The sequence below is a fragment of the Novosphingobium terrae genome (assembly GCF_017163935.1).
GTDB lineage: Bacteria > Pseudomonadota > Alphaproteobacteria > Sphingomonadales > Sphingomonadaceae > Novosphingobium > Novosphingobium terrae.
Map to the genome: position 1 here is coordinate 13,771 of NZ_JABVZR010000004.1, position 23,371 is coordinate 37,141.

General features: G+C 55.2%; 26 protein-coding genes. 14 read left to right on the forward strand and 12 right to left on the reverse strand.

The features are described from left to right. The first annotated feature begins 98 nt into the window (after window positions 1-98). From HGK27_RS30650 to HGK27_RS30705, 12 genes are all read left to right on the forward strand, one after another. Complete coding sequence (locus HGK27_RS30650; protein WP_206245871.1) at window positions 99-497, forward strand: toxin co-regulated pilus biosynthesis Q family protein; 399 nt, start codon at window positions 99-101, stop codon at window positions 495-497. After that, window positions 494-2,137, forward strand: a complete 1,644-nt coding sequence (locus tag HGK27_RS30655; protein ID WP_206245872.1) for a secretin N-terminal domain-containing protein — start codon at window positions 494-496, stop codon at window positions 2,135-2,137. The genes HGK27_RS30650 and HGK27_RS30655 overlap by 4 nt, the downstream gene beginning before the upstream one ends. Beyond that, window positions 2,134-3,270, forward strand: a complete 1,137-nt coding sequence (gene pilO2, locus HGK27_RS30660; protein WP_206245873.1) for a type 4b pilus protein PilO2 — start codon at window positions 2,134-2,136, stop codon at window positions 3,268-3,270. Before HGK27_RS30655 ends, pilO2 begins: the two co-directional genes overlap by 4 nt. Beyond that, entirely contained in the window at window positions 3,245-3,862 is a 618-nt protein-coding gene (locus tag HGK27_RS30665) for a hypothetical protein (RefSeq protein WP_206245874.1), read from the forward strand. The genes pilO2 and HGK27_RS30665 overlap by 26 nt, the downstream gene beginning before the upstream one ends. A gap of 75 nt (window positions 3,863-3,937) precedes the next feature. Then, a complete protein-coding gene (locus tag HGK27_RS30670; RefSeq protein ID WP_206245875.1) occupies window positions 3,938-4,672 on the forward strand; it encodes a hypothetical protein in 735 nt (244 codons plus the stop codon). 80 nt (window positions 4,673-4,752) lie between these two features. Next, on the forward strand, window positions 4,753-6,273 hold the full coding sequence (locus HGK27_RS30675; protein WP_206245876.1) for a GspE/PulE family protein: 1,521 nt from the start codon (window positions 4,753-4,755) through the stop codon (window positions 6,271-6,273). Further along, window positions 6,273-7,394 (forward strand): type II secretion system F family protein, encoded by a 1,122-nt coding sequence (locus tag HGK27_RS30680; protein ID WP_206245877.1) that lies wholly within the window; start codon window positions 6,273-6,275, stop codon window positions 7,392-7,394. Before HGK27_RS30675 ends, HGK27_RS30680 begins: the two co-directional genes overlap by 1 nt. 1 nt (window position 7,395) lies before the next feature. Beyond that, window positions 7,396-7,983, forward strand: a complete 588-nt coding sequence (locus tag HGK27_RS30685) for a type 4 pilus major pilin (RefSeq protein ID WP_206245878.1) — start codon at window positions 7,396-7,398, stop codon at window positions 7,981-7,983. After that, window positions 7,983-8,438 carry a hypothetical protein gene (locus HGK27_RS30690; protein ID WP_206245879.1) on the forward strand — a complete coding sequence of 152 codons (456 nt, stop codon included), beginning with the start codon at window positions 7,983-7,985 and terminating at the stop codon, window positions 8,436-8,438. The genes HGK27_RS30685 and HGK27_RS30690 overlap by 1 nt, the downstream gene beginning before the upstream one ends. Next, window positions 8,438-9,805, forward strand: a complete 1,368-nt coding sequence (pilV, locus tag HGK27_RS30695; protein ID WP_206245880.1) for a shufflon system plasmid conjugative transfer pilus tip adhesin PilV — start codon at window positions 8,438-8,440, stop codon at window positions 9,803-9,805. The genes HGK27_RS30690 and pilV overlap by 1 nt, the downstream gene beginning before the upstream one ends. Then, the gene (locus HGK27_RS30700) at window positions 9,805-10,446 is read left to right on the forward strand and encodes a prepilin peptidase (protein ID WP_206245881.1); all 642 of its coding nucleotides are present in this window, start codon (window positions 9,805-9,807) and stop codon (window positions 10,444-10,446) included. Before pilV ends, HGK27_RS30700 begins: the two co-directional genes overlap by 1 nt. A 278-nt stretch (window positions 10,447-10,724) precedes the next feature. Next, the gene (locus HGK27_RS30705) at window positions 10,725-11,048 is read left to right on the forward strand and encodes a hypothetical protein (RefSeq protein WP_206245882.1); all 324 of its coding nucleotides are present in this window, start codon (window positions 10,725-10,727) and stop codon (window positions 11,046-11,048) included. Window positions 11,049-11,384: 336 nt separating this feature from the next. Here the strand turns inward: HGK27_RS30705 and HGK27_RS30710 are convergent, their stop codons facing one another. From HGK27_RS30710 to HGK27_RS30725, 4 genes are all read right to left on the reverse strand, one after another. After that, the gene (locus HGK27_RS30710) at window positions 11,385-11,963 is read right to left on the reverse strand and encodes a hypothetical protein (protein ID WP_206245883.1); all 579 of its coding nucleotides are present in this window, start codon (window positions 11,961-11,963) and stop codon (window positions 11,385-11,387) included. A gap of 636 nt (window positions 11,964-12,599) precedes the next feature. Beyond that, window positions 12,600-13,187, reverse strand: a complete 588-nt coding sequence (locus HGK27_RS30715) for a hypothetical protein (RefSeq protein ID WP_206245884.1) — start codon at window positions 13,185-13,187, stop codon at window positions 12,600-12,602. A gap of 237 nt (window positions 13,188-13,424) precedes the next feature. Then, window positions 13,425-14,687, reverse strand: coding sequence for a Y-family DNA polymerase (locus HGK27_RS30720; protein ID WP_206245885.1), 1,263 nt, complete (start codon window positions 14,685-14,687; stop codon window positions 13,425-13,427). Between the two features lie 9 nt (window positions 14,688-14,696). Then, window positions 14,697-15,134 (reverse strand): LexA family protein, encoded by a 438-nt coding sequence (locus HGK27_RS30725; RefSeq protein ID WP_206245886.1) that lies wholly within the window; start codon window positions 15,132-15,134, stop codon window positions 14,697-14,699. A gap of 3 nt (window positions 15,135-15,137) precedes the next feature. On the opposite strand from HGK27_RS30725, the gene HGK27_RS30730 reads away from it, so the two are divergent. Then, a complete protein-coding gene (locus tag HGK27_RS30730) occupies window positions 15,138-15,398 on the forward strand; it encodes a hypothetical protein (RefSeq protein WP_206245887.1) in 261 nt (86 codons plus the stop codon). A 117-nt stretch (window positions 15,399-15,515) separates the two neighbouring features. Here HGK27_RS30730 and HGK27_RS30735 read toward each other — a convergent pair whose 3' ends face one another. From HGK27_RS30735 to HGK27_RS30750, 4 genes are all read right to left on the reverse strand, one after another. Beyond that, complete coding sequence (locus HGK27_RS30735; RefSeq protein WP_206245888.1) at window positions 15,516-15,818, reverse strand: hypothetical protein; 303 nt, start codon at window positions 15,816-15,818, stop codon at window positions 15,516-15,518. Window positions 15,819-15,916: 98 nt separating this feature from the next. After that, window positions 15,917-16,234 carry a hypothetical protein gene (locus tag HGK27_RS30740; RefSeq protein ID WP_206245889.1) on the reverse strand — a complete coding sequence of 106 codons (318 nt, stop codon included), beginning with the start codon at window positions 16,232-16,234 and terminating at the stop codon, window positions 15,917-15,919. Continuing rightward, complete coding sequence (locus HGK27_RS30745) at window positions 16,231-16,707, reverse strand: MucR family transcriptional regulator (protein ID WP_206245890.1); 477 nt, start codon at window positions 16,705-16,707, stop codon at window positions 16,231-16,233. Before HGK27_RS30745 ends, HGK27_RS30740 begins: the two co-directional genes overlap by 4 nt. A gap of 78 nt (window positions 16,708-16,785) precedes the next feature. Next, window positions 16,786-17,181, reverse strand: a complete 396-nt coding sequence (locus tag HGK27_RS30750; protein ID WP_206245891.1) for a GNAT family N-acetyltransferase — start codon at window positions 17,179-17,181, stop codon at window positions 16,786-16,788. Window positions 17,182-17,479: 298 nt separating this feature from the next. On the opposite strand from HGK27_RS30750, the gene HGK27_RS30755 reads away from it, so the two are divergent. Next, on the forward strand, window positions 17,480-18,124 hold the full coding sequence (locus tag HGK27_RS30755; protein WP_274617198.1) for an acetyltransferase: 645 nt from the start codon (window positions 17,480-17,482) through the stop codon (window positions 18,122-18,124). Between the two features lie 14 nt (window positions 18,125-18,138). Here the strand turns inward: HGK27_RS30755 and HGK27_RS30760 are convergent, their stop codons facing one another. From HGK27_RS30760 to HGK27_RS31500, 4 genes are all read right to left on the reverse strand, one after another. Next, entirely contained in the window at window positions 18,139-19,407 is a 1,269-nt protein-coding gene (locus HGK27_RS30760) for an MFS transporter (protein ID WP_206245893.1), read from the reverse strand. Window positions 19,408-19,508: 101 nt separating this feature from the next. Then, window positions 19,509-20,291: an N-acetylmuramoyl-L-alanine amidase-like domain-containing protein gene (locus tag HGK27_RS30765; RefSeq protein WP_206245894.1), complete on the reverse strand. Its 783-nt coding sequence runs from the start codon at window positions 20,289-20,291 to the stop codon at window positions 19,509-19,511. A 143-nt stretch (window positions 20,292-20,434) separates the two neighbouring features. After that, window positions 20,435-21,691 (reverse strand): DegT/DnrJ/EryC1/StrS family aminotransferase, encoded by a 1,257-nt coding sequence (locus tag HGK27_RS30770; RefSeq protein ID WP_206245895.1) that lies wholly within the window; start codon window positions 21,689-21,691, stop codon window positions 20,435-20,437. Between the two features lie 2 nt (window positions 21,692-21,693). Beyond that, on the reverse strand, window positions 21,694-23,118 hold the full coding sequence (locus tag HGK27_RS31500) for an FAD-dependent oxidoreductase (protein WP_407674722.1): 1,425 nt from the start codon (window positions 23,116-23,118) through the stop codon (window positions 21,694-21,696). Window positions 23,119-23,371: the final 253 nt, after the last annotated feature.

The window sequence follows — 23,371 nt, forward strand, 5'->3', positions numbered from 1 at the left end:
GTTACTTAACATTTTGGTTCGATAAAAACTACTTTTTTCCTTGCTCACATTGTTGGCGACGGGTAAACCGAACTGACCGAACAAGTGTGAGGCAACAAATGATATTCTTGCTTTTGGCGGCGGCAGTTGCTGCGCCGGTGCCCGCTACAGAACCTGTCCCCGCAGGTGTGGGGGCCGAAGTTGTTCCGAGCCAGGTTCCGACCGCAGACATTACTGTCATGGCGCCGGAAGCTTCGATTGTCGAAAAGTGGACGGCAGACCGTGGTGAATACCTGAGTGCGGTCCTGGGTCGCTGGGCCAAGCGGGCTGATTGGAAGCTCGTCTATGAAAGCGATGCTGATTACCGCCTTTCAGCTGATGGCGTAATCGAAGGCGATTTCAAGGGCGCCGTCTCTCGGCTCATCGGTGCGTACTCGCAGAACAAGCCCCTCCTTCGCATCCATTTCTACAACGGAAACAGCGTTCTGCGCGTGTGGGTCGAAAGGAGTGAGCCGTGAAGCAGAGCATTTTGAACGGAAGCCTTGCCTCGCTGGTCGCCCTGTCGGTCGGCTTGGGCGGCTGTGCGGCGCAAAGGCATGCTGTCGCTGATATTTCGCATGCGAAGAAGACCGCTGAGGCGTTCGTGCAGGAAATGCCGGATGTGGACCCCAACAAGGGCAATCCTATCATCAGCCAAGACGACAATCTCTATTTTGGGCGTGTTCTTGTGCGCCATCATCGTGGCGATCCGCTGCCTGCCAAGTTCGACCGGTTCATGGTCAGCGAGCGCGGGGAAGTTGATATTCGCGGGTTTACGGCGCTGATCGAGAAGGCCACCGAAATCCCGATCGCTTTGAACCTCGCAAAGCCGCCCGTGACCACTGCTGCGCCTATGGCGCAACCCGGGCTCGGTATGCCCGTGACTACGATGGGCGCTGCGCGTGGCCTGACGATGCCCGTCCTTTGGGATGGCCCCCTTGCCGGGCTTCTCGATCAGGCCGCGGCGCGGTTTGGCGTTGATTGGGAATATCGCAATGGCGTGATCCAGATCGCTGATGAGCGCACTGAAACCTTCGTGATGCATGCGCTTCCGACCTCTTCCAGCCTCGATACACGTCTATCGACGCAATCTGGCGGATCAAACGGGGCGGGCAGCGCTGGCGGCGGTTCGACGGGCGCTAGCGGCGCAGGTGGCGGCAGCGGGGGCACCGACAATCAGGTTGCCGCCGCGAGCGCAATCCAATCGGGCCAGAAAGCGGCTGTTGACGTCTGGGCAGAGGTCAAGGCAGCCTTGACCGTGATCGTTGGTGATCGCGGTCGGTTTGCGGTCACGCCAGCAAATGGCACGATTACGGTCACCGGTTCGCCGGCAGTCATCCAGCAGGTTGCTGATTACGTCCATGCTCAGAATGCTATCCTTGAGCGGCAAGTGGCGGTTCGGGTTCGTGTTTACACCGTCAGTCTGACGGAAGGCGACGATACCGCTCTCCAGTTTAACCTTCAGCTCAAGACTGCCGCGCGCAATTTGGGGCTGAGCTGGGGGAGCCCCGGAACCGCGCCGACGAGCGCCACCGGTTCTTTCGCAGCGACGGTGCTGAGCAGCACCAGCCCTCTTTCTGGCTCGGAACTTTTGGCCAAGGCGCTTTCCAGCGTGTCCAATACGTCTCTGATTTCCGAGCTGAACATGACGGCGCTGAACAATCGACCTGTCAGCAAGCAGGACGTTCGCTCGCAGTCCTATGTGGCACAAACGGCGGTTACGAACGGACAATACACCAGCACCACCGAGCTTGTGCCTGGCACCCTTTCCACCGGGTTTGCCGTCACGCTGCTGCCGAGGATCATAAGCGAGAACAGGATTTTGATGGCCTACTCCATCAATCTCTCCAGCCTCGTAGCGCTCGACAAGCAGACCAACGGCCAGACGTTCGTTCAGCTCCCGACCATCGACGTTTCCGGTGGAATGCAGGAGGCAATGCTGAAGAGCGGTCAGGTGCTGATGCTGATGGGCTATACATCGGACGGCGCCGCTGATGCCCGTCAGGGTACTGGAACGCCGTCGAATTTCCTTCTCGGCGGGACTCGTAGCGCGAGCACAATCCGGAAGCGCATCGTTGTGACGATGGAGCCGGTTATCACTTCGGAGGGCGGGGAGTGAGTTCCTTTGTCCGCCTTCCTAACGGCAAGCAGGCGCTTGTCGGCCTCGATTGGGATACCAATTCGCAGGGGTATGGCTCGACCGAGGCTCGCATGCGCGCGAAGGGTGCCAAGGCGAGCGGCTTCATCCTTCGGGGTGGCGATAACGAGAACCTTGGCCTGGTCACGGATAACACCGTGCCTTCGGACGGGTGCATCTCGTTTGCCGCAGTAATGGCGGATGACCTTGGGGCCGACTGGTGCGGTGTTTTCCAGCTCGATGGGCAGTTTGTGTTTGTTGCCGTCGCGCATGGGTGTGTGCTGGCCGATGGTGACAGGATCTACCCGCATGAGGCTAGTGCAAAAGCGCGCCTTGAGCAGGAAAGCCGTATTTTCGATAAGGTGTACTGCCCCCTAAGCTGGGGGCGGGTGAATAGCCTCGACAGCGATGCTGCTTTCAAAGGAGCAGCATGGTCCACAGGCGCCCCGATTGTCGTTGTTCGGCAGGCGAAGAAGGTCAATCGGCAGCAAGTGTTGATCGGCGCCATTGCTCTTGCGGTCTTGTTTTCGGGTTACCAAGGCTGGCGGATCTATCAGGAGCGCAAGGAAGCTGAAGAGCTGGCGCGGCGGGCTCCCCCTCCGCCGCCTGTCGATCCTTGGGTGAACCGAGCGAGCACCATGCAGGCCGTTGATGCCTGTTTGGCTGCCCGAGAGGTGCTGAGTTCCACAAGCCATCAAGGATGGGATCTCAAGGCCCTGTCCTGCGAGTTCAACGGCACGGCGGCGAGAGTGGTCGGGACATTATCGCCTTACACGGCGAACGTGATTCAGCCAGTTTTGCCGCCTCAATTCGCCGCCAAGCTTGCGGCGGATGGCACCGTGATGGAGGCAACGGCGCAGCTGAAGCTGGCTGCCGTAAACCGTCGCGGTGAACGCCCCTCTGCCGCAGCAATCTTGGAAGCCAGGAACATCCTGCTTGGCCAGCCCAAGCCAGCGACTTGGCGCCAGAACGGGCGTGTTGCCACCTTCGATCTTTCAACCTCGGCTCCCGTCCAAATGATCGGTGCCAGTTTGCAAAACATTCCAACCATTTCGATCGGCAAGATCGAGCTGACAGGGGAAAATTGGCGTGTCCAAGGCGACATTTACAACTGAAGCTGCATTGCGAAAAGCCAAGCCTATGGCTTGGTTGGCTGGTGTCGCCATGCTGGCCGGCACTTGCGCATCAGCAGCACCCATCGGGCCTGCTACGCCTTCGACACCGACCGGTGTTGGGGCAGGGCCGATCGCTGGGCCGCAGGAGCAGCATGCTCCGGCAAGCACTGCCGAGCGACTGTATCGTCTCGACCAGTTGCGGGCGGACTTGGAAGAAGCGAAACTGCGAGCGCAGATCGCTAAGGCCAATCAGGAGGCCAAGGGGCAGGGGTCTACCGCTGCCGCCATGCCGCCAATTCCTGGCCTTGGTATGGGCGCCAGCCCTGCTCTGGGGCTCCTTCCTCCGCTTCCCACGACGAGCGCCCCAGCCCGTCCCAAGGGCGGGTTGGATACCCTTCCGGATGCTGCCCCCACCGTTGAGGTCATGGAGACCTATGGCGTTGGCAAAGACCGGCAGGCCATTGTCAACATCGGGGGCGCCAAGCGCATCGTTCATGTTGGCGATCTGGTCATGGGCGGAACGGTCGTTGCGATCGGCACTGCCAGCATCAGCGTTCGCGGCAGCCGAGGGCGGCTCACAACCTACAACTGATTGGCAGGCGCCCAGAGCGCCTGCCCATACCCCCAAAAATCAACTTTCTATCAACACGATGCTTTGGAGAGCAGCATGAAGAATATCAAGAATTTCGCCCTGGCCGCTTCGGTCCTTCTGGCTGGCGCCGCTGTGCCTGCCTACGCGCAGGACGTGGCACAGGCCAGCTCGACCGACAGCGCCACCGTACAGGCGGCGGCGCCGCAGAGCGCCGCCGTGCAGCGCCCCAAGCTCGCCCGTTGGGGCATCGGCGTGACTGGCGGTTCGCTCGGCGTCGGCCCGGAAGTCAGCTATGCTTTGAATCGCCACCTTGCAGTGCGCGGCAACGTCACCTTCCTGTCCATCTCCGCTGACTTTTCCGGCGAGCAGAACTACCGGGGCACCGCCAACCTCGGCTCTGGTGGGCTGATGCTGGACTATCATGTCGGTGGTGGCGGTTTCCGCCTCTCTGCAGGTGCCCGTATCGATGGCAACCGGGCCAAGCTGGTTGGCGCGCCGACCAGCACGATTGCCTTGAATGGCACCACCTACAGCCCGCAGCAGATCGGCACTCTTCACGCACGGGCTGATTTTGCCACTGTCGCGCCCACCGTTACCATCGGCTACGCTGGCACCCTCAAGCACGGCCTCAAGTTCGGCATCGAGGCGGGCGCAATGTTCAGCGGCAGCGCGCACATCAAGGATATCACTGCGAGCAATGGGGGCGTTGCTGCCGCCGATCTGGATGGTGAGCGCCAGCGCATTCAGGACCAGGTGAACGACTACAAGGTTTACCCGATCCTCCAGTTCTCGGTCGGCTACCGCTTCTAAGCACCGGCCCCGTCTGGCTTTCTACTCGCGGCCACTAAACCCCCACCAGCTTTGCTGGTGGGGTCCTCAAGGCAAATCGCATGCAAAATCATCGAGACTATGTAGATCTTGCCACGGATGAGTGGCCGGGAGGCAGCGCAACCGTTTCATTTTTGGCGGTTTATAGCAGTGGCCACGCCCTGATCGTCCACGATCAGGCGCACAACAGCGAGGTACGCAAGCTACTCAAGCTTGTCGAAACGCGGTGGGATTTGACCCTTGAGCGCGAATATGTGCAGCTTGAGGACATCGCCAATGCCCGCCGCGATGGCCTTGCTGGGCGCCGTGGTGATGCCGACAGAGGCATGCAAGCAAGCATTCTCGATTTGATCGAGGCCGCGCACAATCTGAAATCCTCGGACATTCATATCGGTGTGGATGAGAAGATCACAACCGTTTCTATGCGGGTCGATGGTCTGCTGAAGCCTCACACCACCTGGACGGCCGACTTTGGCTTGCGCCTCTTGGGCGCTTCCTACGCAATGGCCGACATTGCGAACAAATCCTATTCACCAGCCCGCTTCCTCTCTGCCCGGCTTGCGCCTCGACAAGGGCGTGATGACTGGAATTTTCCAGCGGGTCTGGAGGCTGTCCGCATGCAGTTCAACCCGAAAGCATTTGGGCAGAATTATGCGGTCTTGCGTCTGCTCGACACGATCCAGAACCACACGACGCTGGAGCAGCTGGGGTATGAAGAGGATCAGTTGCCCACGCTTCGCAATTTCGCGAGGCGTTACAAGGGGCTTTGCATTATCTCCGGCCCAACGGGATCGGGCAAGTCCACCTCGGTTTGCACGTTGCTCATGCGCCAGCGTGAGACGGAGGCTGCGGAGGGGCGTGCTAGATCCTGCTTCACCATTGAAGATCCGCCCGAGCGGCGGCTCCCTGGCGCACAGCAGCTTGTCGTACCCAACACGGACACCGACGAGGCCCGGCATGGTGCATTCGCGGATACGATCAAGGCCGCGCTTCGATCTGATCCTGAAATTCTGCTGATCGGGGAAATCCGCGACCAGATCACGGCATTGCTGACCTTGCAGGCCTCAATGACCGGTCACCAAGTCTACTCGACCCTGCATTGCTCCACTGCCCATGCCATCCCCATGCGTCTGATCGACCTTGGAGCTGACCCGACTATCATTCTGAGCGGAGACGAATTGCAGGTTGCAGTTGCACAAATTTTGGCGGCGAAACTCTGTCCCCATTGCAAGGTTCCTCTCAGGGATGACCATAACAACCCGGATCTGAAGCTATTGCTCAGGGCGATCCCGCAAGGCGGATTTGTCGCAGGGAAGGGGTGTTCCGAGTGCAGGAACACGGGCGTCAAGGGCAGAACAGTGCTTGCCGAAGTGATCCGTACCGATGCCGATTATCTGAGCGTGCTCAAAGACAAAGGGATCTTCGCTGCTCGCGAATTTACGCGGGCGCGGGGTGAACCCAGCATCGAGGACATTGCGATCCGCAAAGCGGCGCGCGGCGATATTAGCTGCAACGTGCTCCCTGAAATCATGGACCTTTCCACGCTCGCTAATCCGATTGTGGCCCTTGCAGAGGCTGGCTGATGCTTTCCGAAACAATCCGCAAATTCCGTTCCTCTCTGGCAGAAAAATCAGGAGGAGAATTGGAGGTTAAGCTTGCCAAGCTTTACCTCATCGCGTTTCCGGCAACTCGGTACAAAATCTACAGTATGATGGCGCGGCTGTTGGATGCGGATATTGATTCCCGCACGGCACTCGATTTCATTTATGATGTTGTGTCGAACGATGGCCGCAATCCGAACGAAATGGAATCCATCGCAGTTCGCCACTGGATTGCATCGCATCGCGAACATGGCCGCCTTTCGGAGGCGCTTCACGGGTGGGTTCCTACCAGTGAGGTTTTACTCCTCGAAGCAGGAGAGCGTTCGGGCAAGTTCCAGCAAGCTCTTACGGTCATGCTGCGGCTCAACGACAAGATGAGTTCGATACGAGGAACCATCATCGGCAAACTGGCCTACCCGTCTGGCACCTTGCTTATGCTGTGCGGCGTGATCTACTTTTTGTCGATCAAGTTCATGCCGCCCATGATCGCCATTAAGGGTGACAATGCGATGTGGATGGGTAGTGCCGCCCAGACCGTCGCATTTCTTACGTGGTCGGAGACTTGGATGGTCCCGACACTCGCTGGCTTCTTCGGCATCGTGGCGCTCATTTTCTTCACCTTGCCCAGATTCCGGGGTGGGTTGCGAGCGATGCTCGACCGGTTCCCGCCTTGGTCGGTCCATCGCTTCATCACTGGAACTGGATTCCTCACCGCTACATTGGTGCTGATGGAGTCCGGGCGAGGATTGGTAGATTCTCTCGCACTCACCCGGCCCAACGCATCTCCATATCTGGCGTCCAAGATCGACAAGATTGAGGCGGAAATGCGTGAAGGCGCTGATTTCGGCGGTGCGCTCCTGGCGAGCGGCGAGAATTTTCCCGATCGCGAGCTGATCAAAGAGATTCAGATCTACGAGCGGATCGGTCGCCTTGATGAGGGGCTTTTGGCTGTTGTTGAACGGTGGATGGAAAGTGCCACCGCGAAGGTGAACAGACAAATCACCCTCATGTCTAACTTAGTTCTCTTCTCAACTTTCGGGGTATTAGGTTTCGTATTTAACGGAATTTACGACATTATTTCTCAACTCAAGCAGGGATACTGATATGAGTATCATTCAAAATGATGTGGCGGCCTGTGGCAATTCGGTCAGCATCGGAGGCTCTGTCCTTGCCGGTCTCCTGAAGCGTCATCGACAGGCTCAGGAAAGCCGCCAGTTCGGTGCTTCTCTTATTGAAGCGCTGCTATTCCTTCTGATCGTGGCTATTATCGCCATCGGCATTTTCGCGCTGTTTTCTAACAGCTGGTCAAGCTCGAAGGTTCAGACCGAAACTGGTTATCTCCAGTCCATCGTGTCTGCCACCCAGCAATTTTACGCCACGAACCGCGATTACGGTAACGCCGATATCACCTCGGCCCTGATTACGACGAAGGCAGCGCCGGCGCCGACGATCGTCGGCAACACTCTGCGCAATAGCTGGGGTGGCACCATTACCGTGGTGGGCAATGGCGACACTTTCACTGTTGCGACCACCAATATTCCCGCCAAGGAGTGCATCCAGCTCTCGCAGATCTCCATCAATCCCATCTCCGTCTCAATCAACGGAGGCGGTCAGACGCTTCCTTTGACCGCTGCGGCGGCAGCGTCGGCATGCTCCAGCACTACCAACACCATCTCCTGGAACATCCGATAATGCAGATCCTCGGCATTCTAATCGCCCTTTTGGCGATCGGGATCGCCATCCCGTTTTCGGGAGGGGGGTATACCCCCTCCCGCATCGTCAGCTTTGATTATCAGGCTGAACTCAACGTGAGCCTGATCGAGGCATTTTCAAGAGCTGCTTGGGCAGCGGGTCGCACCATGGGGCAAGGGCCTATCGACCGGTCTAGCATGGCCCTTCCAAGCGGTTTTGCGGACGACCCCAATCGCCCGTTCCAAGCATGGTCTGACGGTAGCTACATTTACGTTTGGTCAGCTAGCAATGACCCCACATTGTTGAAGCCGAGTGCCCCATTCCCAGGGCTTCAGGCATCCGATGTTCAGGTTGGAATTGCTGGACCATCCTCGATTCAATGGCGCGACGGAAGCTCTGCGCCAAAGCCCGCCAACATTCCCGACAACTGCCTTGTCATAAGGATGCACTACTGATGCCGCTCCATACAATCAGCGCACACGAAGAAATCAGTGCTGTCGATCAGAGCAGGCAGGCGGGTTTCACCATGGTTGAAGCTGTCCTTTCGCTATCTCTGATGGCTGTCATGGCGGTAGGGATCGGTGAGGCGATTAATCGCAATAGCAACAACATTGGCTTGGCCAATGTTGCGTCGCAAATGTCAGAACTGCGCGCTGCGACTGATCGCTATGTGCAGGATAATTTCATGTCTCTTTCCTCGGCGGCAGCAGGAGGGCCAATCGAGATTCCCATCTCGACTTTAGCCAATGGAAATTATCTACCTCCCTCTTTCAATAGCACGAATCTGTACCAACAGACCTATCATGTTTATTTACGTGAGCGCTCATCAAGCGTTCTTGAAAGCATGGTTGCGCCCACAGGAGGCAGGGCGTTATCTATCACGGAAGGCGGAAACATCGCCCTTCTGCTGAAGGGCGTCGGTGGATATGTCCCCCAGGGCTCTGGCAACGCAGTAGGATCGCGCGGCGCTTGGAACCTCTCGCTGGCGTCCATAGTGCCCGGTTCTTCGCCTCGGCCATCTGGTGCGGCGGTTGCGTACCAGATCCATTATAGCGTCTACGGCCCTACTGGTGCGCTAATAAGGTACGCCACGGGCAATCCGTTGGACAACCAAATGGCTGCAACGCTCAATATGAACGGCAATGCCATTAGCAATACCGGGACGATCACGGGCAGCCAGTTTGTCAGTAACGGCAGTGCGAACGGCCCATCTGTTATTGCAAATACCCCAAACATTGGTTCGACCGGTGGCATTCAGCTCCAGGGTAACCCATCAACAGGCGTGGCTTACTTCCAAGTCACTGATAAAGATGCACATGCCCAATGGGGGTATGCTGCAATCACCCCGGATGGTCTTTGGAACTGGTCTGGAACAATCAACGCTGCAAACTTGCTTATCAACGGGCAGCCGATTGGCGGAATACCAGCTGGCGTGATTGTGGCGTTCTCGGGCGCCTGCCCGTCAGGTTGGAGCGAGTACGGTGGCGCGCGAGATAGGGTGATCGTTGGAGCTGGTGGAAGCTACTCGACGGGACAGACCGGGGGCTCGGATAGCGTTGCACTCAGTGTCAACCAGATGCCGTCCCATAGTCACGGTGAATTCTCAAATCAGGCCTCTAATTCAAACATATCTTCAGCTTCACAAGCGCCGGCGGTTGGTACTAATGCGGCAGGTGATAAATATTTTAACTATAGTATTACAGGTGCTGGGAATGCCGCTTCCACCGGAAATTGGATCGGGCAAACGCAATATGTTGGAGGCGGTCAGCCCTTTGATAATCGCCAGCAATTCGTTGCCCTAAATTATTGTCAGAAGAACTAATGTTTACGATTACCCCTCACATTGTTGCCGGTGCACTTGCGGCATCCGCTGCAACGCCAGTTGTCGCTTATCTGGGGCTCAAGGTGGCGAAAGCCACTGATACGGCTCTTTCCGGGATGAGGCCGATCAGCTCTCCAACCTCGATCGGCCTGGGCGCCACAATTGCAGCGGCGGCTGTCTTTGTGGCGCCAACCTTCTCCGTTGCCACCGTGATCTTGGCGGCTGTCTTAGGTGCCATTGTGGCTGCTGATTTCGCCAACATGATTATCCCAGATATTCTTGTGACCGGACTAGCGATTATTGGCCTCGCGAGCAGGCCGTATGCACCTTTTGTCGCATGGCACACTCTGGCTTGGGCAGGTGTTGGAATTTTCATATTGGGACAAGCCTTCGCCGCGTTCATGCGGTGGCGCCTTAATCAAGTGGCATTTGGTGGCGGGGACGTAAAGCTGATGGCGGCGCTTGCCGCGAACATTCCATCTGCTCACCTAGGCCTTGTGTTTCTCCTTGGGTGCGGGCTTGCGATATTCGGTCACTGCGTGCGACCAGTACGCCACATGCCCTTTGGGCCCTACCTCGCGACAGGCTTCCTACTGGCTTGCCAAATGACGCACTGCTTTTTTGATCCGACCTTGATCTAGGTTGCTACTCAGGTGCACCGCTGCGACGCAGTCGCTCAACCAATCGCAGATCCGGCCATTACTGATTGACCTAGTAACCGTATGCGCTTATATAAGCGTCATTGGTTACGGGATTGATATGTAGCTGGTATTAAGCGATCAAGTTGTATCAGGCGTGCATTAATAGTTGTCAGCATTATAGGTAGATGTACTACATCATTCCTTATTGACATGGCGACGAGCTAAAGCAATGGGATTTCAAGGGGTTCTTGGGGGAAAACAGGTGGACGAGGTTGTAAATGAATATTGGGTTGGTTCATGATTTCAGTGCAATCATCAGCAAGGTAATCTCTCGATTTTCTTTGCTGTTTGCGCCAATCGGCTTAATGATTGTTATAATATCTAATTTTGTGCCTGAAAAGTTTGGTGATCGTGATGTTCGGGCGTTTGTGAATTTCGACGTCAAGATTGCATATGCCGTTCTGGCTTTAGCGCTCTCTGACTATATCGGTCAGCATTATGCTCTCAGATACGCTAAATCCCTCAAGCTTATGGTGTATGGACATTTTCTGTTCCAGGCTACCGGTTTGGGGTTGGGCGGGACGATGTTAGCCGTTTTGTAATTTGGTCAATCGAGACTTCGGGTCGCAATACACTTTTCCTATCACAATATGGTCATAGCCAATTGTGGTAATATGAGTTTGGAAGTTTGACCGGATAGCTAAGGTCAACAAGAGCATAGAAAATTCGCGATGGGCCATCACGATATGGCCAGCGATTACTATGTTGCTGCCCACACTCTTCACTACGCATTGCGTGACGGGCCCTCAGCACTGTCTTAAGCGATGACTGACACGCCTTAGCAAGCGCACGCGCTCTAACGTCGGCGCCGGTCGCCCCCAAGGTCGCAGCTCTGGCGCGTATGCGTTTCTTGTAGTGGGGGGGCGGGCTGGCGCCGGTCATAGTGGCCCGCATAATTCAGAATCAAGAGTGTCGTCGGTACTATCGGCGGTATCCAATATCGGTGCCGTGCCTGCCGGCAGGGAGCCAAACAGCGTTTCTAAAATCTCATCCATCGTGTCGATCCGGCGAAATAGCTTGCTGGGCACTTTGCTGTGGTTTGTGCGTAGCGGGCGATCGCCGGTTTCGCGTCGCCCGCTACGTTTGGGGCTCGCGAAACTTGACAGTTCAGGCAGAGGCGTCCCTGGCGCTCCACCAAACCACCAAAACGGGCCAAGATCGAGATCCAGTGTCACGCTGATCCATATTACGCATCCGCTCGGCTTTTCGACGAGCGCGCGGGCGACCGAGACTGGTGACGGTTTGCCGCGAATCCCCGTTTTGAACTGGATATGGCGCACAATCTGTCCCCGGCCCATAACCAGATCATAGCCATGAGCGTCGAACTCGGATCGCAAGATTTCCACATCCGTGATGCCACGCCGCCAAAGCGTTCTGAGGGCTTCGCCGACGAAAACGTGTTCGACAATGCGTTCCCGCAGCGTCGAATGATGCGAGTGCATGTCGATATTTACCATTGCTGAATTGGTCCTTTACGCCGGGGATCTACGCCTCCCTATCTGTCATGCGTTGCCATATCTACCTACTGCGTGGCAGACACAACGCGTTTGCTGAAGGCATAGGATGGAAGGCACGCCCTCTAATTGATCTTTCATGGCCTCGTGCGCGACGCGACGTGGTGCATTGCCGGCCCTAACCCGGGTTGCACGACCAATCGGCAGCGCCGGCTATGCTTCGTAATTTTTGCCGCTATAGGGGCCAAGGGCGAGGACGGTTCTCATAGCCGTGTGGGCCGTCAAACTGCTCGCCCAAAGGAGGTGATGCAGAATGACCAATTACGAAGTGGCACAACTCATGATCGCCGGGCTTGGCTTGGTGGTCGCGATTGTGAAGCTGGGGCAGCGTAACCGCTGATCTAGCGGGGGTGGGGGCCTAGCCGGGCCTCTGCCCCTTTTAGGTTTGAACCCGCCGGGTAGCCGCCCGGCGGGTTCGAGGTGAGCAGAATGACTGCTTACGAGGCGCTATCTATATAGCACAATTTTTTGTTCCTCCAAGAGGCAGAACGCACGGCGCTCGATCTAAACGGCAAAATCACGGCCTGCTGATCGGAAGTTTGGGCAACGATCCGCCGCCTGGCCAAATTCTGCCCCCCATCAATCCAGCCTTGATGCCTTGATGTGCTGGGGAAATTTATCATTTTCCATAGCCCACATCAGGTATTCAACGCGCAAATCTATCAAAGCGCGATATTGCGCATCCACCGCCGTTAGGAAGCGCGCTATGTCCGCAACCGTCGTTTTTGCCGGAGGAATGACGTTCAGCGCGCGCTTACCCTTGTTACCAATCGATACCTCCAACGCGCCGCGCACCTCGCGCACGATAATGCCATCCTCGGCAACCCATGCGTCATGCACAAAGCGGTTTCGCTTCTCCGATAATGGTCCAAGAAGCTCACTTAATGCAGCATCTAGCTTATTAAACCACTCTCCATCGCCGCGCTTTATATATGCTGCTTTGCGGAGAATACTAATTTGGGTCCGAAACGGCGTCTCACTCATTACAGCGGTAGCGATGTCTCTGTCCGGTTCGCTTATCATGACGACAGAATGAAGAAGCTCGCGAACTTTAGTTTCGACCATGCCCCAGACAATGACTACAAAGCCGAGATGACGGGCCAGATTTTCCATATCTGTCGCATCAAGAATTTCGTCGCCGCTGTTGTCCACCGGAATTTTTGTCACTTAATCAGCCTTTGATTCGAGGCTATTAACCTCATCCCACTCTAATTTTAGCTGCTAAAAGCCCGAGTTCGCAATTCTCAAAAGCGATCCAGAACGATATGCCCTTTAGCAGAGAGGTTTTACGGAGGCCGGACTCTGAACGATCACCTTTGCGGTTGGCTGCAGCGTTCCGGGCCCAATTCGATTGCCAGACAATCGCATAATAGAAATTATGTTAATTATACAATGACTTATGGTCTATTTTGCTATCGGGATTTCTCTGAAATTGGTGGTCCATGCTGGGCTCTTCTGGCCGCGCTTGGTGTCAAAGCTACGTGCTCCGAAACCTTGGGAGGCGAGTTTGATCGTCCCCCGGCCAAAGCGGCTGTTGAGCCCGTCCATGGCCTGCAACAACTCCGGCGCGCGCGGATCGGCCGCAGAGAAAAAGTCTCCCTGCCCCTTCCCTTCCGGCACAAGCTCCTCGAGCAGCACCCCGCATTTGGTGTAGACGCCACCGGGCTGATACATGGCTTCCATCATCTTGCCAGCGAGGGCACAAATCACTCTCGGGTCGTTGCTGGGCGGAGAAAGCCGCTCCTGTCGGCTCGCAGACGGTGGATTGCTCTTATAGCGCGAGCCATGCGCGAAGGCGATCAGCCGAGAGGCGCTCAGGCCTTGGGCGCGGATCTTTTCGGCGGCGCGCGCGGCGCGCTGTACCATTGCCTCGCGTAACTCGCCCGGATTGGTGACAGGTGCGCCAAATTGCCGGGTTACAGCAGTCGCCTTCCGTGTGTCGGGTATCGGCTTGAAATCGTCGCATTCGATCCCGTTCAGTTCACGAACCAGGCGTTCAAGTACGACCGTGCCGACATTGCGGGCAACGGCAGGTTCCAGCTCAACGAGTTCCGCGGTGGTTCTCACGCCGAGAGGCTTCAGCCGCTCGACCATCGCAGGGCCGATGCCCCAAACCTCCTTGACCGGCCAAGCGGCAAACAGTCGGGAGCGAAGCTCTGCATCATGGAGGTCGATGACACCGCCCCAGACCTTTTCGGTCGCCTTGGCCAGGGCATTTGCGACTTTCGAGAGTGCGCGGGTCGGCCCTAAACCGATCCGTGTCGGAAGACCGGTGATGCGGGCGATCGCATCGCGCAGTTTAAATGCTGCCGCTACATCACCCAGGCCGTTGGGGAGTACGGGCGCTCTATAGAAGCTCTCATCAATGGAGTAGATCTCCACCACATCGCTATGGTCCGCGATGACCGCGTTGAATCTGCGATTCATATCCGCATAAAGTTCATAGTTCGAGGAGCGCACAACGATGCCGTGTTGCTCGATGATCTCACGGATTTTGAAGACCGGATCGCCCATCTTGATATGGAGCGCCTTGGCCTCCTCGCTGCGCGCCACGGCGCAGCCGTCATTGTTGGAGGTGACGATCACCGGCACGCGCCGGAGGCTCGGGTCGAACACCCGCTCGGCGCTAACATAGAAATTGCAGCAATCGACAAGAGCCCATGCCATCGCCAGCCCCTATCGCTGATAGTTTCTGACGCCTGCGCGCACGACGCCCCAAACTTCGGCGCTGTCGTCGGCTACCTGCTCAGGATAGTTCTGGCGGCTGTTACGAGCCACCAGATAAGGCAGCCCATCTCTCCTGACGAGCTGGCGGCAGACGAATCCACCCGCAACCACCGCGATCACAATGTCGCCGGCTCGTGGCGTCTTATCTCGATCGACTACGACCACATCGCGATCCGAGATGCCGGCATCGATCATGCTGCTGCCATCTATCCGAAATACGAAGCTGCCCGCACGGTTGAGCTGTAGCAGCTCAGCCAGATTGATGGCATCTTCCTCCCAGTCCTGGGCGGGGCTTGGAAAGCCAGCACCTGCCACGCTGATCGCACTGAGCTGCAAGCCCGGCGCCAGTTCAGCGAGCGGGACTGGCTGCGCGACCGGCAGCTGCATAATATGATTCCCTTGCTCGATCCGCCCATCAATACGCCAATCCGAACAAATAGGGAACAGAGATTTTCGGGCTATGCCCCGATTTATCTCAAAAGGGCGCTCTGGGCGCTAGTCGTCAACGGCACGATCGCGGATCGCCTGGGCAATTTCCCGGACAATCTCGGCTTGATCGCCGGACTGCGCAGCGGCAAAGGATTCCGCAATAAACGCGGATCGCTCGAATCCGTCATCCCCGCGCTCATGTTCGCGTATCATTTGAGCTAGGTAAGTCAGGCGCCCGACAATCACGGGGGATTGCCCGGCGGTAAAGGCCTCCACAATCCTTGCCGATTGCTCGAACCCATCCACATTAGAAGCCATTGGCCCTGCTCCCTTGCCTTTTCAGAGTGTGGCCAGCCTATTCAGAATGAACAGCGCCATTGGAACACCTAACACCACAGCGGCGACCAGATACCTGACTGCTGGCCAGTTTGTTGCCGCCCAGAGCATCCCAAATGCGATCAGACAGAATACGGGAAAGCCAATCAGGAGGCCTGACAGGGCGCCCCAACCGTTTATCGCAATCCAAGTGCCGAGAAGCGGAATGGCCACCAGCGTTATTGCGAAGGTGACATTAAAGACACCTTCAAAGAACGGAACATCGCCCGCCCAAAATGTCTCCCGTGTCTTGCCTATGTTTTCCATGGCTTACCCCACCAATCGCCTAGCTGATCACTATGCCATCTGACATGGGCATTCTCAATAGTTGGTCAAGGCCGCCCACTCAGGGGCGGCCTTGACCTCTAGGGATCGTTCGCTGCCGAGCCGCAGACATAATCCCGAAGACTTTCAAGCATATCCTCAATATGAGCACCATCGCCGGGTGCGGTTGAAAATCTCAACCGCACCCGGCTGACTTCATTCTGCGCCAAGGTCGAAAAATAATTCAGAAGTTCCTTGGCGCGGCACTGGTTGGTCCGGGTCATCTCCAGGATATCCGCTTCAAAGCGCGCTTCGTGATAGGCTGCTGCATTGAAGTAAATCTGACCGTCAACGCCTATCGTGCAAAATCGCATTGATGAGACGCTTGATGTTCGCCAGTCATCGAGGCGATCGTTCACGCTTTCGAGCCTTCAACCTTGCCGGTGCGTCGCTTGCGGGTTTCCTTCGGCGCTCCGGGCTTAGTATCACGAGGCTTGCGCCCCAGGCCAATTTCCTTGGCGAGCGAACGGCGCTTTTCGGCGTAGGACGGTGCTACCATTGGATAATCGGCGGGCAGATTCCAACGCTCCCGATAGGCTTCCGGGGTCAGATTGTAACGCGTAGCCAAGTGCCGCTTGAGCATCTTCAGCTTTTTCCCGTCTTCGAGGCAGACGATATAATCCTGTTTGACCGACGAGCGCACGCTCACCGCTGGCGTTGGAGCGACTGACTCATCAGGCGTCGACTGCCCCAGCCCTACGAGAGCGCCGTATACCGATGCGATGAGCTCTGGCATATCGGCAACAGGAACGCTGTTGTGGCTCACATGTGCCGCAATAATGTCGCTGGTTAGAGTGATGAGGGTTTCTTTCTGAAGGGTGCCGTCTGTCATTTCTTATCTCTATGCAGTTAAACCAATGCCCAAGCCGTAAATGAATGCTAACATGAAAATATTCAAGTGGGGATCGCTTTATATCGATGTTCTGAGCCTATAGCGCTGCATCTGACGAAATCCTTGATCGTATAAATCGTGATCATTTGGCACCAAAACTGTGTGCAAGTAGGTCGCACCAGCGTTCAGGCACGCTTTCTGAGAGGCAATGTTATCGGGATGGATGGTGATCCACAATTCGGCAAGGGAATGCCTGCGCGCAAGCCTAGCGACTTGCCTTATGGCTTGCGTTGCATACCCTCTCCTTCGATACTCAACATGGATGTCATAACCTATATGGCCAATGTAACGAACTGAAGTGGCGTCAGCGATTCGTAGCCTGATTGCACCAACGTTTACGCCCCCGGCCAAAATATCATAGTGTTCTGTCGGAAAGTACATTTTGACCGGGTCGCGCTGAACTGTCTTGTTCATTAGCAATTCTATACACATTTGGCGCTCCGAATCACTTAACTGGAATGTTGGATTCCATATTGCATCTGATTCGCCATATATTGAAGAAATCCGTGATCCAAGCTTGAGAAATGTTAAATGGACAGGCTGTGGCTAAATTGAAGCCCGGAGCGCGGGCCTCAATAACGGGGCCGACGCTGGAGCAGATGACGGTATAGGTGTAGATGTCCAGCCTGCTGCGCAAGCCCGCACAGGTATGCAATCAGCTTGATCATAGTAATATGATTTCTTGTTTTTAACTGCCTGAAGAGATCTTATAATGTCACTTATTATAGTCGCAAGTTCGAGTGGTCAGCATGCTGCCGTGGTATATGAAGCTGCTATCCTTGCAGGAATGGCTGTGGAAGGTCTTGCGACCATTGAACATGATGCACCATCCGCAATTCTTGATTGTAAATTTTTGGGGGATGTAGATGAAGTTATTTCTTCAGCATCTCACCGAAGGGCACAATTTGTAATTGCGTGTGGCTCTAATATGGTGCGCCGTCATTGGTGTGAACGCATTCTAGCGCTTGGAGTGGAACTCGGCACTGTTTGTCATCCTGCCGCAATCATTTCTCCCAGCGCAGCTATAGCTCCGGGGTCAACATTGCTGGCCGGGGCTATAGTCGGTCCCCGTGCGTCCGTAGGCTACGGGGTCATAGTGAATCATGCATCGACCGTGGACCATGATTGCCGGATAGGTGACTACGTCAACATCAGTCCTGGTGCCCGCCTCGCAGGTTGTGTTCAATTAGAAAATGGCGTCTTCGTGGGGATGAATGCCTCAATTATTCAAAGCATTCGACTCGGTGAAAATGCAATAGTAGGAGCAGGAGCAGTCGTCACGCGCGACGTTGCTCCAGAGGCTACAGTTGTAGGTGTACCTGCCCACCCCATCTCATCGCGAAAAAACGCGGATTAGGCTTAATCCAGTTTTCAGAGATCCTCATAGGCTGCAATCTCGTGGTCTGCATCATGACCGCCCATTAAGGCTTTAGGCGACTGCCCGTCTACTAGTGCGACAATGGTGTAGCAAATCGCTCCCAGGGCGAACACAGTGCGGAGTGATAGGGCGTCAGAAAGCATGCCCCATAGTAAGCTTCCCGAAGCCATACACCCAAACGTAGCAGCCATATAAATGGCGATTCCCCGCCCCCGCAAATGTGGCGGCATTGTCAAAATCAGCCGCGAATTTAGGTTGACCATCTGTATGAGCATCGTAGCTCCAGCAATCGCTAGTGCCGCACATAATGTTATCAGGTTGCTGCCGATCGCAAGGAGGCTCAAGGCCAGCGCGCCACCGAGGGCGCCAGCCCTGAGCAGTTTCCGATCATCGGTCATAACGCGCTGCGCTAGCGAATACGCGATACCGCCAATGACTGAACCAGCTCCGATGGAAGAAAGAAGCAGACTATAAACCTTTGAATCGCCCGCAAGCAAATCGCGGGCGATCAAGGGCGTGAGACTCAAATAGCATGCTGCGCACGCGTAGAGGACCATACCACGGGCAACCAACCGCTGTATTGGCCGCGATTTCCAGACGTAACGAATGCCGATCCGCTGCTCCGTCCACATCGAAACCTGCCGATCCAATCGGGGTGCAGAGTTTGTGGGAGAGATGAGCAATAGCGCAGCTACGACCAATACGTAAGCGAACGCGTTACAGGCATATGTCGCCGAAGGGCCGCCGTAAAGTAGCAACAAGCCTGCCGCACCGGGGCCAATGATTCGAGCAATATTGAAGCTGATGCTGCTGATCGCGATGGCAGACGGTATGTTGCGGGGCTGAACGAGCGATGGGACGATAGCTTCGAATGCGGGGCCAGCCAAGGCCGCTGCGGCACCTGATAGAAGCGTGAGTGTAAAAATAGCAGCAAAGCTCAATTGATTGACCGCACCCAGTACGGCGAGCGCTGCGCCGACTAAAATAAGTACCAGTTGGCACCAGATCAGAAGTCTCCTGCGATCGGAGCGGTCTGCCAAAACCCCAGCGGGTAGGGCGAGAAGCAGGGTGGGGCCTGATACGGCAGCCTGGACTACGGTCACTGCAGAATTATGATATCCAGCATTGGCCAAAATCCAAGCCGAGGTGGCCTCACGCATCCAAACACCAACGTAGCTAATGAGTAGAGCGCCCGCCAGCAATGCAAAGCTGGTGTCCTGCAATGCCCTAAGCGGACCTGAACTTGTAAGGAATTTTCTCAACTCCAGATCCTCATCACCAGTTTCATTGAGAGAAAAATTTCAATGTTTCTCAACACATAAATGTACAAGCCCGACTTGCATCATAGGTATAGAAATTGGGGTCACTTGCCATAGTCAAGTACGATTCTAAAATCATTTTCAAGACATACATGATGCATTGCACTTTGCATTATATCTATTGGCAAAGGAGATGCGATAAGGATACCGCATCCTGTATTTCTCTCCATGAAAGATTTTAGATTTTCTTCAACGACCCCACCAGCGCTACGTGCGGCATGTCTTATGGAAATGTCATTGGATCTAATCGCAATTCCGCAGTGAAAAACATCCAGTTCATACCTGTTCGATCCGAAGGCGATGAAGTCACCCGTTCGGATAGCATCCATCCATGCAGCACCAATATCGTAAGGATGATAATCTATAGAGATATGCCTTGGCGGGATCGCCGGTAATACCGATAGGCATTTCTCGACAGGTAATTGTTGAACTGAAAAGTGGCTAGTGCTGAAGACGCCTTGCTCTACGCCATTTCCGATCCAGTCGAATGTATAGTGATTTCGGTTAAGCCATGATATTGGTCCACTGTAACGCAGCAAAGTGAGAGATGTTATAAATTCTTCCAGTGTGTCGGAACGAGAAGCTGCATAAACGAAATCACAATACGTGACGCAATCGAACCGATCTACCGATATGCTCAGTGCCTCATCTCCCGCAACGCGGTCTGAAAGGGTGTTGGCTTCATACCTCGATCCCAACAAAACATTGGACCAGTAATCAATCCTGTCCGCGACACACCGCTCGGCTCGCAATGATTCAAACCCATTTAAAAGCAAGGATCTGACCGTTTCGCGATCGGGCGTGTAGAGAACAGTTTCACCGCTCATCTTGGTCTCTGCCTACGCTTATCAATCGATGTAGATTGGTCGTCGCCAAGGATCTCGAAAAGCGGCGGGTGTCGTCGATCATTTGAATATTGCGAATGTCCATTGAGAAACACTCCAACATTGATCCGCCACGATTTGGCCGCCTACCTTGAATAGGCAGCGATAACCTTATGAAAAGCAGCGATGTATTGATCCATATGTTCTAGGTTGTAGACTGGGTGCACAGGAAATGCGATTGTACACTGTCCTAAATCACGGGCAGTCGGACAAAGAACCTGCTCATAATTGATGTTGCGTGCGGCAGGATCATTGAAAGGATAGTTCAATTTTCCGAATCCATTCCGCTTTTGAAACGCGTCTTGCAGATAGATCTCCGGCCATGGCACCGACTGCGCAGGCACGCCTTCAGCTGCAATAGCGCTCACCACTTGTTGGATCGTGACGTTCAACGCTCTGATATTAACAGTAAATGGTGCCCACCAATAGGCATTGGTTCTCTGGTCTGTATCAGTAGGCGTGGATGTTATGACTGGGTGGGTGTTAAGGTGGGCGGCCAAGTACCTACCATTACGCTGCCTGTTTTTAAGGTTCCAGTTTTCAAAGCGCTCAAGTTCGACAAGACCAATGGCCGATTGGATTTCAGTCATTCTATAATTAAACCCAATCCTCGGATGGACATATGTCAAACGAGCTTCTCGTTCGAGGATCGCAAATCGCTCTTCCGCCTCGTATCCATGGTCCCGGAAGGAGCGGGCCAACCACGTGGCATCTCTCTCCTTCATAACCACAGCACCACCTTCACCTCCTGTCGTGAAATGTTTGCTTTGACAGAAGCTAAAGCAACCGGCATCACCAACTGCACCAGCTTTGATTCCGTTGAAACTCCCTCCGATCGCCTGGGCACAGTCTTCAATGACCATAAGACCATGGCTTTCCGCGATATCAAGGATAGGGGCCATATCAGTCATAACGCCGAACACATGCACTACGATTATTGCACGCGTTTTTTCGGTAATTTTCTCTGGTACGCGCAGGGGATCTAGCGTGTGGGTTCGATCAACGTCACAAAAGACAGGCAGCGCACCAGCTTGTAAGACTGCAAAAGCCGTTGCGATAAATGTGTATGATGGACATATTACCTCGTCACCGGGGCCAATGCCGAGCGCAGCCAAAGCGGTATGAAGTGCAGACGTCCCATTTGTGGTCGAGATTGCGTAGGGCGTTCCGCAGAAGCTAGCAAACGCCTTCTCGAACCGCCGGCCGAGCGGCCCGGTCCAGTAATTGACCTTGCCCGTCTGCAGCGGTTCCAAGACACGCTCAAACACCGCCTCATCGAAGGAAGGCCACATCGGAAAGCGTTCGCTGACGATAGGCGCGCCACCATCAATAGCTAGCGTCATTTTTATATCCTTTCTGCGAGGCGAGCGCCAAGCCATTGCGAGGTGGCCAGGATCGTAAGAGCGGGGTTGGCTGCGCCAAGTCGAGGAAATGCCCCTGGGCCCGCGACGTACACTTGAGGCAGTTCCCGGACTTCAAGATCGGGAGACACCGGCACCGCACCTGTGTCTCCGATCGGATGCGTGCAGGCTTCGTGTTCAAAACCGCCATAGGGAAGTTCGAACCGGGAGAGGACGTTTGGGTGCTGGCTCGCGGTGATCGCCGCCCAAGCTGCGTCACGATCAAGTAGCCGCTTATCTTCTACGCTTGGCATATTGGCGACCCTTATCGCCGCTGCCTCTGAAATTGGCGCTAACTCGGTAACAGTCGCCCCAGCCAGCGTTTCCGCCCATTGAACGACCCTAGAATGAACCTGAACAAGACGGGCTGTATCGTGTGCCGTCACCTGGCCACTAATATGGGTTTTCGTCCTCTGAGCGGTATCAATATGGACCTTAAGTTTGCTGTAATACTCGGAGCCATCCTGCTGCTCAGTTACAGCAACAATTTGCACCAGTCGGTCACCGTTCGGAAAGGCGGGCCGCTCAAGAAAGAAAAGATTGGTGCGAAGTTCTGGGATTTCTTTGTACCCACTCCATAACATGCGATGGCGATATGCCGACAAGGGAGTGCCGGGGGGGAGGCGAAGAAAGGCGCCGATGCAAAAATGATCCGTAACGGTCGTAGCGATGGAGCGATCCAAACTCCGCGCAAGTATCTGTGTGTTACTGATCGCAGACGCGGCAAGGACACACTTGTCAAACCCTCTTATGCGATCGCCGCCTGATGCGCCTGATAGCATGATATCCCAGCTGCCCTCACCGCCACGAACTATTGATGTTGCTCTCCCACGCCTGATCGTGATGACGCCTTCCTTCACAAGGGAGTTCACGGCAGCTAACGGACTGTAAGCCTCAAAACGACCATCGGTGTCCAGTCTCGCCGCTTGCGGTGTGTGGAATAGGCCCAATGCACCTAAGCGTAAGGCATGCGATCCGGGTGTGAGTTCTGGAAACTCCGGTCGAAGCCGATCAAGTACCCGGTTATAAAGCCCGCCTGAACCGGTGAGGCGATCACACCAAATTGGCCCCCAAGAGGCTAGTGTCTCCGTATCAAGTTTGAGCAGTACGCCATGATAGCAGAGGGAGCGGCCTCCGAGCCGTTCTGACAAACCTCCACCCAGGCCCCAGTTCTCACTTGTCCACGAGCGAACCTTTTCGTCCCCTGGATGTATGGCCGTGTCCCAGTCCATGTGACGTGTTCTTGTAGCTGGACCTGCCTCGATTATCTCTGCTGTGCAGCCAGACATCGCAGCGCTTAATGCGCATTCCAAACCGGCCAATCCGCCACCAATTATTGCGACACGGGGCCGCGAACCTATGAAGGACATTTTCTGGACCTGTTTGTAAAATTATGCCGAGCATTAGCTAAGCGTGAGTTATGTGATTGTCGTATTTAAATTCCATATACTTATACATCATTTGCGGCGAACGCCATGATTCTAATTTACGGATATCTGGTTAATAGCATTATGTAATAAACATCGGGGTTGCTTGGATGCCGTACTCACCGAGGGGCCACGCTGTTGCGGTTCCGATACCGCAGGCAGCCATCCTGTCTGGCTGAATCGGTTAACTTTTTTG

What these genes read in the sequence shown, in the direction of transcription:
- HGK27_RS30720 (WP_206245885.1), bottom strand. Translation starts at nt 14,687, where the DNA reads ATGGCATGGGCTCTTGTCGATTGCTGCAATTTCTATGTTAGCGCCGAG.
- HGK27_RS30710 (WP_206245883.1), bottom strand. Translation starts at nt 11,963, where the DNA reads ATGGTAAATATCGACATGCACTCGCATCATTCGACGCTGCGGGAACGC.
- HGK27_RS30680 (WP_206245877.1), top strand. Translation starts at nt 6,273, where the DNA reads ATGCTTTCCGAAACAATCCGCAAATTCCGTTCCTCTCTGGCAGAAAAA.
- HGK27_RS30685 (WP_206245878.1), top strand. Translation starts at nt 7,396, where the DNA reads ATGAGTATCATTCAAAATGATGTGGCGGCCTGTGGCAATTCGGTCAGC.
- HGK27_RS30705 (WP_206245882.1), top strand. Translation starts at nt 10,725, where the DNA reads ATGAATATTGGGTTGGTTCATGATTTCAGTGCAATCATCAGCAAGGTA.
- HGK27_RS30770 (WP_206245895.1), bottom strand. Translation starts at nt 21,691, where the DNA reads ATGACGCTAGCTATTGATGGTGGCGCGCCTATCGTCAGCGAACGCTTT.
- HGK27_RS30690 (WP_206245879.1), top strand. Translation starts at nt 7,983, where the DNA reads ATGCAGATCCTCGGCATTCTAATCGCCCTTTTGGCGATCGGGATCGCC.
- HGK27_RS31500 (WP_407674722.1), bottom strand. Translation starts at nt 23,118, where the DNA reads ATGTCCTTCATAGGTTCGCGGCCCCGTGTCGCAATAATTGGTGGCGGA.
- HGK27_RS30700 (WP_206245881.1), top strand. Translation starts at nt 9,805, where the DNA reads ATGTTTACGATTACCCCTCACATTGTTGCCGGTGCACTTGCGGCATCC.
- HGK27_RS30735 (WP_206245888.1), bottom strand. Translation starts at nt 15,818, where the DNA reads ATGGAAAACATAGGCAAGACACGGGAGACATTTTGGGCGGGCGATGTT.
- HGK27_RS30755 (WP_274617198.1), top strand. Translation starts at nt 17,480, where the DNA reads ATGTCACTTATTATAGTCGCAAGTTCGAGTGGTCAGCATGCTGCCGTG.
- HGK27_RS30750 (WP_206245891.1), bottom strand. Translation starts at nt 17,181, where the DNA reads ATGAACAAGACAGTTCAGCGCGACCCGGTCAAAATGTACTTTCCGACA.
- HGK27_RS30670 (WP_206245875.1), top strand. Translation starts at nt 3,938, where the DNA reads ATGAAGAATATCAAGAATTTCGCCCTGGCCGCTTCGGTCCTTCTGGCT.
- pilV (WP_206245880.1), top strand. Translation starts at nt 8,438, where the DNA reads ATGCCGCTCCATACAATCAGCGCACACGAAGAAATCAGTGCTGTCGAT.
- HGK27_RS30765 (WP_206245894.1), bottom strand. Translation starts at nt 20,291, where the DNA reads ATGAGCGGTGAAACTGTTCTCTACACGCCCGATCGCGAAACGGTCAGA.
- HGK27_RS30650 (WP_206245871.1), top strand. Translation starts at nt 99, where the DNA reads ATGATATTCTTGCTTTTGGCGGCGGCAGTTGCTGCGCCGGTGCCCGCT.
- HGK27_RS30730 (WP_206245887.1), top strand. Translation starts at nt 15,138, where the DNA reads ATGATTCCCTTGCTCGATCCGCCCATCAATACGCCAATCCGAACAAAT.
- HGK27_RS30725 (WP_206245886.1), bottom strand. Translation starts at nt 15,134, where the DNA reads ATGCAGCTGCCGGTCGCGCAGCCAGTCCCGCTCGCTGAACTGGCGCCG.
- HGK27_RS30745 (WP_206245890.1), bottom strand. Translation starts at nt 16,707, where the DNA reads ATGACAGACGGCACCCTTCAGAAAGAAACCCTCATCACTCTAACCAGC.
- HGK27_RS30675 (WP_206245876.1), top strand. Translation starts at nt 4,753, where the DNA reads ATGCAAAATCATCGAGACTATGTAGATCTTGCCACGGATGAGTGGCCG.